Annotated in this window: 13 protein-coding genes; 10 read left to right on the top strand and 3 right to left on the bottom strand. The window is 75.0% G+C overall.

Annotated features, from left to right (window positions below; all coding sequences use genetic code 11):
- The first annotated feature begins 25 nt into the window (after positions 1-25).
- From ACRYR8_RS08565 to ACRYR8_RS08550, 4 genes are all read left to right on the top strand, one after another.
- Positions 26-919, top strand: coding sequence for a LysR family transcriptional regulator (locus ACRYR8_RS08565; protein ID WP_432483464.1), 894 nt, complete (start codon positions 26-28; stop codon positions 917-919).
- Between the two features lie 131 nt (positions 920-1,050).
- On the top strand, positions 1,051-1,971 hold the full coding sequence (gene kdgD / locus ACRYR8_RS08560) for a 5-dehydro-4-deoxyglucarate dehydratase (RefSeq protein ID WP_432483462.1): 921 nt from the start codon (positions 1,051-1,053) through the stop codon (positions 1,969-1,971).
- A gap of 29 nt (positions 1,972-2,000) precedes the next feature.
- A complete protein-coding gene (locus tag ACRYR8_RS08555; RefSeq protein WP_432483563.1) occupies positions 2,001-3,326 on the top strand; it encodes an enolase C-terminal domain-like protein in 1,326 nt (441 codons plus the stop codon).
- Between the two features lie 27 nt (positions 3,327-3,353).
- Complete coding sequence (locus tag ACRYR8_RS08550; protein ID WP_432483460.1) at positions 3,354-4,874, top strand: aldehyde dehydrogenase (NADP(+)); 1,521 nt, start codon at positions 3,354-3,356, stop codon at positions 4,872-4,874.
- 138 nt (positions 4,875-5,012) lie between these two features.
- Here ACRYR8_RS08550 and ACRYR8_RS08545 read toward each other — a convergent pair whose 3' ends face one another.
- The gene (locus ACRYR8_RS08545) at positions 5,013-6,095 is read right to left on the bottom strand and encodes a LacI family DNA-binding transcriptional regulator (protein ID WP_432483985.1); all 1,083 of its coding nucleotides are present in this window, start codon (positions 6,093-6,095) and stop codon (positions 5,013-5,015) included.
- Positions 6,096-6,332: 237 nt separating this feature from the next.
- Here ACRYR8_RS08545 and ACRYR8_RS08540 point away from each other — a divergent pair, with 237 nt between their 5' ends.
- From ACRYR8_RS08540 to ACRYR8_RS08515, 6 genes are all read left to right on the top strand, one after another.
- A complete protein-coding gene (locus ACRYR8_RS08540) occupies positions 6,333-7,193 on the top strand; it encodes a PfkB family carbohydrate kinase (protein WP_432483983.1) in 861 nt (286 codons plus the stop codon).
- 22 nt (positions 7,194-7,215) lie between these two features.
- Positions 7,216-8,241, top strand: coding sequence for an SIS domain-containing protein (locus ACRYR8_RS08535; protein ID WP_432483981.1), 1,026 nt, complete (start codon positions 7,216-7,218; stop codon positions 8,239-8,241).
- Between the two features lie 32 nt (positions 8,242-8,273).
- Positions 8,274-9,134: an ABC transporter substrate-binding protein gene (locus ACRYR8_RS08530; protein WP_432484005.1), complete on the top strand. Its 861-nt coding sequence runs from the start codon at positions 8,274-8,276 to the stop codon at positions 9,132-9,134.
- A 61-nt stretch (positions 9,135-9,195) separates the two neighbouring features.
- Entirely contained in the window at positions 9,196-9,927 is a 732-nt protein-coding gene (locus tag ACRYR8_RS08525) for an amino acid ABC transporter permease (RefSeq protein ID WP_432484003.1), read from the top strand.
- A 20-nt stretch (positions 9,928-9,947) separates the two neighbouring features.
- Positions 9,948-10,727 carry an amino acid ABC transporter ATP-binding protein gene (locus ACRYR8_RS08520; RefSeq protein ID WP_432484001.1) on the top strand — a complete coding sequence of 260 codons (780 nt, stop codon included), beginning with the start codon at positions 9,948-9,950 and terminating at the stop codon, positions 10,725-10,727.
- 35 nt (positions 10,728-10,762) lie between these two features.
- On the top strand, positions 10,763-11,911 hold the full coding sequence (locus ACRYR8_RS08515) for an NAD(P)/FAD-dependent oxidoreductase (RefSeq protein ID WP_432483979.1): 1,149 nt from the start codon (positions 10,763-10,765) through the stop codon (positions 11,909-11,911).
- Between the two features lie 46 nt (positions 11,912-11,957).
- Here the strand turns inward: ACRYR8_RS08515 and ACRYR8_RS08510 are convergent, their stop codons facing one another.
- Together ACRYR8_RS08510 and ACRYR8_RS08505 are read right to left on the bottom strand one after the other, a co-directional pair.
- On the bottom strand, positions 11,958-12,812 hold the full coding sequence (locus ACRYR8_RS08510; protein WP_432483977.1) for a right-handed parallel beta-helix repeat-containing protein: 855 nt from the start codon (positions 12,810-12,812) through the stop codon (positions 11,958-11,960).
- Between the two features lie 62 nt (positions 12,813-12,874).
- Positions 12,875-13,141: a DUF8836 family protein gene (locus ACRYR8_RS08505; RefSeq protein ID WP_432483975.1), complete on the bottom strand. Its 267-nt coding sequence runs from the start codon at positions 13,139-13,141 to the stop codon at positions 12,875-12,877.
- Between the last annotated feature and the right edge of the window lie 457 nt (positions 13,142-13,598).

The raw sequence follows: 13,598 nt of genomic DNA, 5'->3' as shown, positions 1-13,598 counted from the left end.
CCACCCGGGCGGTAGCGTCCCCGGCATGGCGATGACGCTGGAACAGCTGCGCGGTTTCGTGGCGGTCGCCGAGGAGCTGCACTTCGGCCGCGCCGCCGAGCGGCTGCGCATGACCCAGCCGCCGCTGAGCCGGCAGGTGCAGAAGCTGGAGCGCGCCGTCGGGGCGCAGCTGCTGGAGCGCGACAACCGCCGCGTGGAGCTGACCGCGGCGGGCGCGGCCTTCCTGGTGGAGGCGCGCCGCCTGCTCGCCCTGGCCGAGTCCGCACCCGTGACGGCGCGGCGGGTCTCGTCCGGCGCGCGCGGCCTGGTCCGCATCGGCTTCACCGCCGCGGCGGCCTACGGCCCGCTGGGGGCGCTGCTGAACACCGTGGGGCGCGAGCTGCCCGAGGTGGACCTGGACCTGCGCGAGACGGTGACCAGCGCCCAGCTGGACGCCCTGCGGCACGGCGAGCTGGACCTGGGGCTGGCCCGGCCCCCGTTCGACGCCGAGGAGTTCGGCTCGCGCTGCCTGCACCGCGAGCGGATGCTCGTGGCGCTGCCCGAGGGGCACCGGCTGGCCTCGCTGGAGCGCCCCGTGGGCGCCCGGGACCTGTCGGACGAACCGGTGGTCATGTACTCCCCCACCGAGGCGCGCTACTTCTACGACCTCGTCGTCTCCTCCGTGCCGGTGGTGCACGGCAACGTCGTGCACACGGTGGGGCAGGTGCTGACGATGCTGTGGCTGGTGGCCGCCGGGCGCGGCCTGGCGTTCGTGCCCGCGTCGGCGGCGCGGCTGGGGGTCCCGGGCGTGCAGCACGTGCCGCTGGCCACCGCCGAGCCGGAACCGGTGGAGCTGCACCTGCTGTGGGCGCGGGGTGCGCGCAACCCCGCGCTGCGCCGCGTGCTGGAGGTCCTGGAGGGCGAGGCCCCCTCCGCGTGATGCCTCCCGGGCATCCTGCGATGCGAAGAGAGTCCTGGACGGGCATCGACGGCGTTCGTACGGTGGCAGCACCCGTCGACGGAGACGCCTGCGCCGGTCTCCGCGCACCGACCGACCCGAGGACGCCCCCCATGCCGCAGCTCGCCCCCGCAGACCTCGCCGCCCGCCTGGGCTCGGGGCTGCTGTCCTTCCCCGTCACGCACTTCGACGACGAGCTGCGCTTCGACGAGACCCGCTACCGCGAGCACCTGGCCTGGCAGGCGTCGTTCGGCGTGGCGGGCCTGTTCGCCGGCGGCGGCACCGGCGAGGGGTTCTCGCTGACCTCCGCCGAGCACGAGCGGGTCGTGCGGGTCGCGGCCGAGGAGATCGGCGGGCGGGTCCCCGTGGTGGCCTCCGCCACCGGCGGCACCGCGCAGGCCGTCGAGCAGGCCAGGGCCGCCGAGGCCGCCGGTGCCGACGGGATCCTGCTGCTGCCGCCCTACCTCACCGAGGCGAGCCAGGCCGGGCTCGTCGAGCACGTCACCGCCGTGTGCGCGGCGACGAACCTCGGCGTCATCGCCTACAGCCGCGCCAACGCCGTGCTGGAGGACGTCACCGTCGAGCAGGTCGCCGACCGCAACCCGAACCTGATCGGGCTCAAGGACGGCGTCGGCAACATCGAGCGGATGACCCGCACCTACGCCCGCCTCGGCGACCGCCTGCTGTACGTGGGCGGCCTGCCCACCGCGGAGACGTTCGCGCTGCCGCTGCTGCAGCTGGGCGTCACCACGTACTCCTCGGCGATGTACAACTTCGTGCCCGGGTTCGCGCTGGAGTTCTTCGCCGCCGTGCGCGCCCAGGACCGCGTGGTGGTGTACCGGATGCTCAACGACTTCGTCATCCCGTACCTGGACATCCGCGACCGGCAGAAGGGCTACGCCGTCTCCATCGTCAAAGCGGGCCTGACCGCCGTCGGCCGGGACGGCGGCCGGGTGCGCCCGCCGCTGACGGACCTGCGCCCCTCCGAGCTGGCCGAGCTCACCGCCCTGATCGAGAAGGTCCAGCAGAGGTGACGACCGTGCCCCTCGAGCAGGACCTGCCCGTGCGCACCCCCACCGTCGCCGCCGTCGAGGTCGTGCCCGTCGCCGGGCACGACAGCGCGCTGCTGAACCTCAGCGGCGCCCACGCCCCGTACTTCACCCGCAACATCGCAATCGTCACCGACAGCTCCGGGAACACGGGGCTCGGCGAGGTGCCCGGCGGGGAGGCGATCCGCCGCACCGTCGCCGACGCCGGTGAACTGCTGGTCGGTCAGCCGATCGCGCAGTACGCGCGGCTGCTGGCGCGCGTGCAGCGCGAGTTCTCCGACCGCGACGCCGGCGGGCGCGGCCTGCAGACGTTCGACCTGCGCACCACCGTGCACGCCGTCACCGCCCTGGAGTCCGCGCTGCTGGACCTGCTCGGGCAGCACCTCGGCGTGCCGGTGGCCGAGCTGCTCGGCGAGGGGCAGCAGCGCGACGCCGTCCCGGTGCTCGGCTACCTGTTCCACGTCGCCGATGCGGAGGCGACCGGTCTGCCGTACGTCACCGAACCCGACCCGGCCGACGAGTGGGAGCGGCTGCGCCGCCGGCCCGCCCTGACCCCCGAGGCCGTCGTCACCCTGGCCGAGGCCGCGCAGGAGCGCTACGGGTTCGCCGACTTCAAGCTCAAGGGCGGGGTGTTCCCCGGCGAGCAGGAGGCGGAGGCGGTGCGCGCACTGGCCCGCCGGTTCCCCGAGGCGCGCATCACGCTCGACCCCAACGGCGCGTGGCTGCTGGAGGAGGCCGTCGCCCTGGGCCGCGAACTGCGCGACGTCCTCGCCTACGCCGAGGACCCCTGCGGCGCCGAGAGCGGTTTCTCCGGCCGCGAGACGATGGCGGAGTTCCGCCGCCGCACCGGCCTGATGACCGCCACCAACATGATCGCCACCGACTGGCGGCAGATGGCGCACGCCGTGCGCGCCAACGCCGTGGACATCCCGCTGGCCGACCCCCACTTCTGGACGATGCGCGGTTCGGTGCGCGTCGCCCAGCTGTGCGACGACTTCGGGCTGACCTGGGGTTCGCACTCCAACAACCACTTCGACGTGTCGCTGGCGATGTTCACCCACGTCGGCGCCGCCGCACCCGGGGCGATCACCGCCCTGGACACCCACTGGATCTGGCAGGACGGCCAGAACCTCACCACCGAGCCGCTGCGCATCGAGGGCGGCGCGATCGAGGTGCCCCGCCGGCCCGGTCTGGGCGTGGAGCTGGACCTCGACGCCCTGAAGGCCGCCCACGAGCTGTACGTCGAGCACGGCCTGGGGGCCCGCGACGACGCCGCCGCGATGAGAACGATCGTGCCCGGCTGGACGTTCGACCCCAAGCGGCCCGCGCTGCAGCGCTGACCACCCGAACACCGAGGAGGAACCCCCGTGACCGACGTCGTCAGCACCGATCCCCGCACCGGCCAGGCCGTGGAGACCGTCGCCCCCGAGACGACCCCGCAGGAGGTCGCGGCGCTGTGCGAGGCCGCGCTGGCCGCCGCCCCCGCCCTGGAGGACCTCGGGCGCGAGCGCCGCGCCGCCCTCCTGGAGGCCCTCGCCGACGCGCTGGAGGCACGGCGGGAGGACGTCGTGGCCCTCGCCGACCGGGAGACAGCGCTCGGGCAGGGCCGCCTGAACGGCGAGCTGACCCGCACCACGTACCAGCTGCGGCTGTTCGGCGAGGTGCTGCGCGAGGGCTCCTACCTGGAGGCCACGATCGACCACGCCGGGGACACCCCCATGGGCCCGCGCCCGGACCTGCGCCGCATGCTGGTGGCGCTGGGGCCCGTGGCGGTGTTCGGGGCCAGCAACTTCCCGCTGGCGTTCTCGGTGCCCGGCGGCGACACCGCCTCGGCGCTGGCCGCCGGCTGCCCGGTGGTCGTCAAGGCGCACAGCTCGCACCCGGCGACCTCGCGGCTGTGCTTCGAGGTCATGTCGGCGGCGGCGCGGGAGTTCGGCGCCCCCGAGGGCACGTTGGGGATCGTCTTCGGCCAGCAGGCCGGCGCGGACCTCGTCGCCCACCCGGCGGTGCGCGCGGTCGGGTTCACCGGTTCGGTGACCGGCGGCAAGGCGCTGCTGCGCATCATCGAGGACCGCCCGGACCCGATCCCCTTCTTCGGCGAGCTGTCCAGCCTCAACCCCCTCGTCGTGACCCCGGCGGCCGCGGCCGAGCGCGGCGAGCAGATCGGCCGCGGCACCGTCGCCTCGTTCACCCTGGGCGCCGGGCAGTTCTGCACCAAGCCCGGCCTGCTGTTCGTGCCCTCGGGTCCCGACGGCGACGCGGTCGTGGAGGCCATGACCACCGCCGTGCGGGAGGCGTCGGCGCAGGTGCTCCTCAACGGCGGCATCGCCGCCTCCTACGAGCGCACCAGCGCCGAGCTGAGCGAGCAGGAGGGCGTCACGGCGCTCGCGCACGGCGCGCAGCCCGACGGCGAGGGCGGTTTCACGGCCGTGCCGCTGCTGCTGTCGACGACCGCGGTGGGGATGCCGCGCGCCGTCACCGAGGAGTGCTTCGGGCCGCTGAGCACCGTGGTGCGCTACGACGACGAGAAGCAGCTGCTGTCGGCGCTGGAGGAGGTGCCGTCCTCGCTGACGGCCACCGTGCACCGCGGCGAGGGTGAGACGGAATTGCCGGCGACGGTCGTGCGGGCGCTGCGCCCGGTGGCCGGCCGCATCCTGTTCGACGCCTACCCCACGGGGGTGGCGGTGTCGTGGGCGCAGCACCACGGCGGCCCGTGGCCGTCGACGAACTCCCAGCACACCTCGGTGGGCACCAGCGCGATCCGCCGGTTCCTGCGCCCGGTGACCTTCCAGGCCGTGCCGGTCGAGCTGCTGCCGCCGGAGCTGACCGACGGCTTCACCGGCATCCCCCGCCGCGTCGACGGGGTCCTGCGCACCACCCGGGGCTGAGTCCCGCCCCGGCCCGGCGGTGACCGGGAGGAGGAGCCCGCCGCCCGCCCCCCCGCCCCCCCCCCCCCCCCCCCCCCCCCCCCCCCCCCCCCCCCCCCCCCCCCCCCCCCCCCCCCCCCCCCCCCCCCCCCCCACGGCTCAGAGCACGGCACGCCGCCGCCGCGGCGCTCCCACGGAGGACCGAACGACGAGCTGGGCCACCAGCGGTGCTCGTCGCGGCGGTGCCGCACCGCTCAGCAGGCGCACGAGCGTGTCCGCCGCCGCCGCCCCCACCTCGTAGGTCGGCTGGCGCACCGCGGTGAGGGGCGGGTCCACCACGCGGGTCCACGGGAAGTCGTCGACCATGACGAGCGAGAGGTCCCGCGGCACCTTCACCCCCAGGTCGGCCAGCGCCTGCAGCAGCCCGAGCGCGATGCGCCCGTCGGAGGCGACGACCGCGGTGGGGGCGTCCCGGCCGCGCAGCACCTCCTCGGCCGCGGCGCGCACGGCCTCGTCGCCGCGCGCCCCGAACCGCACGAGGGCGGGCCCGACGGGTACTCCGCGCGCGTCGAGGGCGGCGACGATTCCGCTGAGGCGGTCCGCGACGGAGGAGCTGACCAGAGGGGTGCTCCTCCCCCACGGCCCACCCGGGTCGTCGAGCGCGGTGAGGTAGGTGATCCGCCGGTGCCCGCGGTCCAGGAGCAGGTCGGTCGCGGCACGGGTGGCGGTGGCGATGTCCACGTCCACGGAGGGCGCGTCGAGCCCGGGCACCCGGCGGTCGAGGAGCACGAGCGGCCGCTCGTCCTGCTCGACCTCCCGCAGGTGGTCCACGTCCGCCGAGGACGCCGGGGAGACGATGAGCCCGTCGACCTGCTTGTCGAGCAGCAGCCGCACGCCCTTGCGCTCGGCCTCGACGTCCTCGGAGGTGTTGACGAGGACGACGTCGTAGCCGGCGCTCGCGGCGGTGTCGGAGATCCCCCGCACGGCCAGGGCGAAGTAGTCGTTCTCGATGTCGCCGACCACGACGCCGATGGTGCGCGAGCGGCCGGTGCCCATGCTGCGGGCGAGTTCGTTGGGGCGGTAGCCGAGCTCCTCGGCGGCGGCGACCACCCGCTCGCGCACGTCCTCGCTGACGGCCCCGTACCCGCCGAGCGCACGCGCGGCGGTGGCCTTCGCCACGCCGGCGCGGCGCGCCACGTCCGCCACCGTCGCGCGCCGCGCCCGGCCGCCGACCTCGGTCATCGCTGCCCCTCGTCCACCCCTCGACCCTACGGACCGGACACCGGTGACCCGGCGGGGAACACATCGTTACGCGCCGGAAACAGTTCGGCGTTGACCCGGCCGTACGACGGGGCCTACCGTCGACGCCACGGGGTGAGACCGGTCTCAGCATCGGAGGTGAGACCGGTACCAACCCGTCGTCCCACCTGCTCGTCAGCCAGCCCGACCGTCCCCGCCCCACCGCTCGGAGGACTGATCGTGACCTTCGCACCCGACCCGCCCGGCCGGTCCGGCGGCGTGCCGCGCGTGCTCGCCGCCGGGGACAACGTCGTGGACCGCTACCCCAACGCCGGGCTCGGCTACCCCGGAGGCAACTGCGTCAACGTCGCCGTCGCCGCCGCCCGGGCCGGGGCGTGCGCGGCCTACCTCGGCGCGGTCGCGCCCGACCCCGCGGGCGACCTGCTGCGCGGTGCGCTCGAAGCCGAGGGGGTGCGCACCGACCGGTTGCGCGTCGTCGCCGGCCGCACCGCGCACTGCGTCGTCGACGTGGTCGCCGGCGAGCGGCGGTTCGCCTCCTCCGACCCCGGGGTCTCCCGGTTCCGCCCCGATGCCGGGGACCTGGCGTACGCGGCGGGTTTCGACGCCGTGCACGTCGGGTCCTCCAGCGGGCTGGACGACCAGCTGGCCCGGTTCGCCGCCGTGAGCCGGCTCAGCTACGACTTCGCGCAGATCACCGACCCGGCGCACGTGCGGAGCGTGGCCCCGATGGCCTGGCTGGCGACGTTCTCCGCCGGGCACCTCTCCCACGACGAGGCCCGGGCCCTGGGCGCGGAGGCGGTCGCGGCGGGGGCGGCGCGCGTGCTGCTGACGCGCGGCGCGGCCGGGGCGCTCCTGACCGACGGTGCGGGCACCTGGGAGGTGCCCGCCGCCCGCGCGGACGTGGTCGACACCCTCGGCGCCGGGGACGCGTTCACCGGCACCCTCCTCGTCGGCCTGCTGCGCGGCGAGGAACCCGGCTCCGCCCTGCACGCAGCGGCGCGCTCCGCCGCCCGCACCTGCTCCCAGCCGGGTGCCTTCGGGCACCCGGCCCCCGACCCGCTGGCGACCGCCGGCGTCTGATCCGACCACCAGAGGAGAACTCGTGACCGACGGCACCTACCTCGGCCCCCAGCCCGTGGCGGAGGTCCCCGACCTGGCCGGCCCGTTGCGGGACGTGCTCGCGCAGTGGGACGACGTGCGCACCTGGATCTCCGGGCTGCCGGGGATCACCCGGGTGTTCCTCGTCGGCGCGGGCGGCTCGTACCTCAACGTGCAGGCCGCGCAGTACGTGCTGGACACCGGCGCCCGCGTCCCGGCCGCCGCCGTGAACTCCGACGAGTTCTACTTCCGCGCCCCGCCGAGCGTCGGCCCCGGCGCGCTGGTGCTCCTGCTGTCCGGCGCCGGGGAGACCCCGGAGACCGTGCGCGCGGCGGAGTGGGCGGCCTCCCGCGGGGCGGCGGTGGCGTGCGTCACCCTGAAGGCGACCAGCCCCGTCGCGCACGCCGCCGGGAAGGTGTTCGCCGGTGGTTCCGGCGACGCCAACCAGGTGCTGCTGCAGTTCGTGGCACTGGCACTCCTGGAGCGTGAGGGCCGGGACGTCGGCGCCGAACTGGCGGCCCTGCGGGCGCTGCCGGCCGCGCTGGAGACAGGCGTGCGCGCCTTCGAGGAGCGTGCCGCCGAGGTCGTCTCGGTGATGAAGGACGTGCCGGTGACCCACGTGATCGCCTCCGGGCCGCTGTTCGGCCCCGCGTCGGTCCTCACCTCCTGCTACCTGCAGGAGATGCAGTGGATGAACGCCATGACGATCAACGCCGACGAGTTCTTCCAGGGGCCGTTCGAGGTGATCGACGACACCACGCGCACCATCGTCTTCCTCGGCGAGGACGCCACCCGCCCGATGGGAGAGCGCGTCCGGACGTTCCTCGACAAGTACAGCGGGCCCACCTGCTACCTCGACACCCGCAACCTCGAGATGCCCGGGATCGCCCCCGGCCAGCGGGCGTTCGTCTCCCCGCTCGTGGTCTCCGCGCTCGTGGCGCGACTGGCGGCGCACTACGCCGCCCAGCGCGGTTACGCCCTGGCCGGCCGGCGCTACATGTGGACCGTCGACTACGCCATCACCGGCTGAACCCCCCACACCCGAGAGAACGGTTGATGACCATGCACGTCCCCACCCGACGCACCGTCGTCACCACCCTCGTCGCCGCCGCCCTGCTCAGCACGAGCGCGTGCGGCTCCGGCAGCGACGCCGCCGCCACGGCCGACAACCCCCTCGGTCTCATCGAGCCCGGTGCGATCCGGGTCGCCAGCGTCGGTGACATCCGGCCGTACGCCTACACCGACGCCTCCGGGGAGTTCACCGGCTTCGACGTGGAACTGTTCCGCGACGTCGCCGGTCGCATCGGGGTCGGCGACGTCACGTTCGTCGGCCAGGACTTCGCCGCCGTGCTGCCGGCCGTGGCCAACGGCCAGTTCGACGTGGGCGTCGCCGCCATCGGCATCACCCCCGAGCGGCAGGAGACCGTCGACTTCAGCGACGGCTACCTCGCCGGGTACCTCACCGTCCTGACCACCCCCGACAGCGGGATCACCTCGTCCGGCGACCTGGCCGGCAGGCGGCTCGGCGTCGTCCAGGGCACCCTCCAGGAGGCGTACGCCCTGAAGAACTTCCCCGACGCGGAGCTGGTCCGCTTCCCGGACAACAACACCGGGGTCTCCGGGCTGAACAGCGGGAACGTCGACGCGCACTTCCTGGACTACGAAGCCGCCAAGACGTACGTGGAGCAGTTCGGTCTCGTCGACGCCGAGGACATCCCGTCCTTCGACGCTCCCGCCGGTTTCGCGATCGCCGAGGGCAACACAGCGCTCAAGGAGGCGCTGGACGAGGGCCTGCACGCGGCCATGGAGGACGGCACCTGGAAGGAGCTGTACCAGAAGTGGTTCCCCGGCTCACCCATGCCCGAGCAGTACCTGCCGAGCGACGAGCGGACGTCGTCGCCGACACCGACCACGGCGAGCTGAGGGGAGGGCTCCCGTGACGCTGCTCGACAACCTGACGCGCACGTTCCTCGACCTCGAAGCGATGCTCGAGGTGCTGCCGCAGATGCTGACGACGGGCCTGAAGAACACGCTCGTCATCTCCGTCGCGGCCACCGTCATCGGAACCGTCGTGGGCATGGTCCTGGCGGTCATGGGGATCTCCCGGTCCCGCTGGTTGCGCGTACCTGCTCGCGTCTACACCGACGTGTTCCGCGGACTACCGGCGATCGTCACGATCCTGCTCATCGGCCAGGGCTTCAGCCAGTTCAGCCGCTCGGTGTTCGGCCCCTCCCCGTACCCGCTGGGCATCCTGGCCCTCGCGCTGATCTCCAGCGCCTACCTGGGGGAGATCTTCCGCGCCGGCATCCAGGCGGTGGACAAGGGGCAACTGGAGGCGTGCCGGGCGCTGGGCATGAGCTACGGCACGGCGATGCGCCTGGTGGTCGTCCCGCAGGGCGTTCGCCGCGTCCTGCCGGCGCTCGTGAACCAGTTCATCGCCATCGTCAAGGACTCCTCCCTGGTGTACTTCCTCGGCCTGCTCTCCAGCGAGCGCGAGCTGTTCCGCGTGGGACAGGACGCCGCCGTCCTGTCGGGGAACCTCTCGCCGCTGGTGCTCGCCGGGGCCTTCTACCTGGTCGTCACGGTGCCGCTGACGCACCTGGTGAACCACGTCGACGAGCGGTTCCGCACCGGCCGCCGCCGCCCCACCACCGCACCGCGCAGCGGCCTCGACGAGGTCGCCGAGCTCACCGGCACCCGCAGGAGCGCCTCGTGACCAGGACACCGACCGCCACCGTGACCACCGGGAACCCCGCCGTGAGCACCACCACGACGAGCACCGCCCACTACGCCGGCTCCAGCCTGGAGCTCCGCGACCTGCGCCTGGCCTACGGCCCCGTCGAGGTCGTGCGCGGCGTCGACCTCACCGTCGCGCCGGGCAGCACCACCTGCGTCATCGGCCCGTCCGGATCGGGCAAGTCGACGCTGCTGCGCGGCGTGAACCGCCTGCACGAACCCTCCGGCGGTGACGTGCTCATCGGCGGGAAGAGCGCGCTCACGGTCGCCCCCGACACGCTGCGCCGCCGCGTCGGCATGGTGTTCCAGCACTTCAACCTCTTCCCCGACCACACCGCCGAGGAGAACGTCGCCCTCGCGCTGCGGACGGTGAAGAAGCTGCCGAAGCAGGCGGCGCTGCGCCTCGCGCGAGAGCGCCTCGCGGAGGTCGGACTGGCCGAGCGCGCCGACCACCGCCCGAGGGACCTGTCCGGCGGCCAGCAGCAGCGCGTCGCGATCGCCCGCGCGCTGGCGCTCGAACCGGAGGTCATGCTCTTCGACGAGGTGACCTCCGCCCTGGACCCGGAGCTCGTCAAGGGCGTCCTGGACCTCATGGCGCACCTCGGCCGCCAGGGGATGACGATGGTGGTCGTGACCCACGAGATGGGCTTCGCCCGCCGCGTCGCCGACCAGGTCGTCTTCATGGACACCGGCCGGGTCGTCGAGTCGGGGCCGCCCGCGCAGTTGTTCGAGGCGCCGCGCAGCGAGCGGCTGCAGCGCTTCCTGTCGCAGGTCCTGTGACCCCCCGACCGTTCCACACCTCCCTGGAGACCACCGTGAGCACCGCGTTCCCCGCTCCCACGCCCCGCGCCGGGGCCCCGCGCGTCGTCGTCGTCGGCGGCGGCGTCCTGGGCGTCTCCACCGCGGCCCACCTGGCCCGCGCCGGCGCCCGCGTCGACCTCGTCACCGAGGCAGCGTTCGCCTCGGGCGCCAGCGGCCGTTCCCTGTCGTGGCTGAACTCCGCCGGTGCGCGCAGCGACGCCTACCACCGGCTGCGCACGGTCGGCATCGACCGCTACCGCACGTTCGCGGCGCGCACGGGCCTCACCGACCGCGTCCGCTTCGACGGCGGGCTGACGTGGGCCGGTCCGGGCGAGAGCTACGAGGAGCGCCACGCCCACGAGCTGTCCATCGGCTACGACTCGGTGTGGCTGGCGCCCGAGGAGGTGGCCGCGTGGACGCCGGGCGTGGACGCCTCGGCGGTCGCCGAGGAGGGCGCGGTGTTCAACCCCGGCGAGGGCTGGGTGGACCTGCCGCTGCTGGTGGAGGCGCTGGTGGAGCAGCTGCGCGCCGCGGGCGGTGAGGTGCACACCGGCGCCGGCCGCGCGAGGCCCGTCGTCGCGGGCGGCCGCGCGACGGGTGTCGCGACGGCGTCCGGCGCCACCTTCGACGCCGACGCGGTGGTGTGGGCGACCGGCCCGCGGGTGCCGCGCGACCTCGCCGAGCTGGGCCTGCACGTGCCGGACGCCTCGCCGGTGTCGCTGCTGCTGGAGACCCAGCGGATCGACCACCCGCTGCGTGCGGTGCTCAACACCCCGCGCGTGGCGATCCGCCCCACCCCGCACGGGACGTTCGTCCTGGACTCCGGCTGGTCCGAGGAGGAGGTCGTGGTGCGCGGCGACGGCGACCACGAGGTGCCGGGGTCCACGATCGCGGGGCTCCTGGAGGAGGGGGCGAAGGTGCTCGCGGGGAACCCGCGCCTGGAGGTGACGCGACGGGGCGTCGGCCCCAAGCCGATCCCCGGTGACGGCGAGCCCGTCGTCGGCGAACTGCCCGAGGTCGCCGGCCTGCACGTGCTGTTCACCCACAGCGGCGCCACCCTCGGCCTGGTGCTCGGCGAGTTCACCGCCCGGGAGGTCCTCGGGGAGCGCGTCCCGCTGCTGGAACCGTTCCGCCCCGGGCGGTTCGCCGCCGCGACGGTCTGACCCGAGCCCCCTGCCCCTGCGGTGTTCGAGGAGGTCGCCCCCTCGATCACCGCAGGGGCAGGGGGCGGCCGGTCCCGGGTGGTGGTCCCGGCCACGACCCGCAGGGCTGCACCGCCACCTCCTCCGGTCCGCCGCTCCGGGTGAGCAGCGTGCAGGCGACGGTGACGCTGCCGGGCTCGTCCAGCCAGAGGTGGTCGCCGTTGCGCAGGAAGGCGGAGCCCAGCACCGCCGACGGCCGGCAGTCGCTCGCGATGAGCGCGGTGTCGTTGTGGGCGAACGTGCTGCGCTCGACGAGGAAACCCGGGCGGTGGCACATGAGACCGAAGTTGTTGCGCTGCACGAGGCTCCCCCGCAGGGTGAACGGTCCGCCCGGCTCGCCCGACTGGACGGCCACGCCCGTGAAGTTCTCCTCGACCCTCGAGCGGTCCACGACCAGCTGCCCCTGCGCGGTGATGCCCGTGTTGTTGCCGCGGAGCAGGGAGGTGGTGACGAACAGGGAGCTGCCGTCGCCGACGGAGGCGCCCACCCCGTCCGCCTCCAGCCGCACGTCCGCCAGTGCTGCGCTGCGCGGGGACCTCCCCCACCCCACCCGGACGCCGACGTCCCAGCCGGTGATGCGGCCGCCGCGGATCGTGGCGTCGTGGGCTTCGACCGAGATGCCCTGGGAGGGGGTGGAGCGGCCCGCGACCAGACCGGGACCGGTGATCGCGTGACCGTCGAGGTCGACCTCGACGCCGTCGGCGGCCACGACCAGCCCGCTGGGCCCGGGGCACCGCAGGTCGGCGGTGAGGCGGACGTCGCCGGTGATCTCCTCGCCGCACTCGACCCGCCGGGCTCGTGGTTCCGCCGCCACGAGCGCGTGGGCCGCGCCGGCCACCAGGACCGCGACCAGCGCGACCACCGGCGTGCGCGAGCGACGGCGCCCCCGCGGCCGGTGGGGGTCGCGGGGGCGGCGGCTCGCCGTCAGGCGGTGACGCGCAGCGGCGTCACGGTCTCGTCGTCGTCCTCGGCGGTGTGCCGCGGTGCGGGGTGCTCGACGAGCGCGATGACGCGAGCGGCCATGAACCGTGCCGTGCGCACGGCGGTCCCGCCGCGGGTCACCTCGGTGACCTCGACCAGGCCGCGCCCGTGCGCGACGTCCACGCGGCGGCCCGCGCGGGTCGCCGCGACCTCGTAGGTGCGGGTGTCGCCGCCGGCGTCGACGACGACCTCGACGCGATCGCCCTTCACATCTGCCTCCTGGCTGGGGTGGCCCGGCCGCCGGGACGGCGGGGCCGGGAGGGGGTGGGTGGCGGTGTTCCGGGTGCGCCTGTCGGCGCGGTGGTCGCTCGCGGCGACGAGAGGTGGAGCCCGGGGCACGTGCGGAGCGCCGCCACCCGTTCCAACACCGTGGACCGCCGGCGTCTTCCCGGTGCGGCGGCCCTCCCGCCGGTCCGGGGGAGCGGCCCGGCTCAAGGTCCACCACGGGTGTGCCGACACCTGCTGGACCGGCCGAACCCCGTGCCCACCGCCGATCCCGTGGAAGGACCCCGTCGTGAGCACCCTCCCCGCCGCTGCGACCCGCCGCCGCGCGGCCGACCGGAACCACGTGCGCGTCCTGGGGGGGGGGGGGGGGCCCCGGGGGGGGGGGGGGGGGGGGGTGGTGTGGGTCGCCGGGGGGGGGGGGGGGGGGGGGGGGGCGCTGCTC

This window comes from Kineococcus esterisolvens, assembly GCF_050871405.1.
GTDB lineage: Bacteria > Actinomycetota > Actinomycetes > Actinomycetales > Kineococcaceae > Kineococcus.
Note: the sequence above shows the minus strand (reverse complement) of the source record. Positions and strands in the feature narration are given on the sequence as shown.

Bases quoted from the DNA above. Each gene is read 5' to 3' on its own strand.
- ACRYR8_RS08525 (WP_432484003.1), top strand. From the start codon at position 9,196: ATGCTCGAGGTGCTGCCGCAGATGCTGACGACGGGCCTGAAGAACACG.
- ACRYR8_RS08530 (WP_432484005.1), top strand. From the start codon at position 8,274: ATGCACGTCCCCACCCGACGCACCGTCGTCACCACCCTCGTCGCCGCC.
- ACRYR8_RS08545 (WP_432483985.1), bottom strand. From the start codon at position 6,095: ATGACCGAGGTCGGCGGCCGGGCGCGGCGCGCGACGGTGGCGGACGTG.
- kdgD (WP_432483462.1), top strand. From the start codon at position 1,051: ATGCCGCAGCTCGCCCCCGCAGACCTCGCCGCCCGCCTGGGCTCGGGG.
- ACRYR8_RS08565 (WP_432483464.1), top strand. From the start codon at position 26: ATGGCGATGACGCTGGAACAGCTGCGCGGTTTCGTGGCGGTCGCCGAG.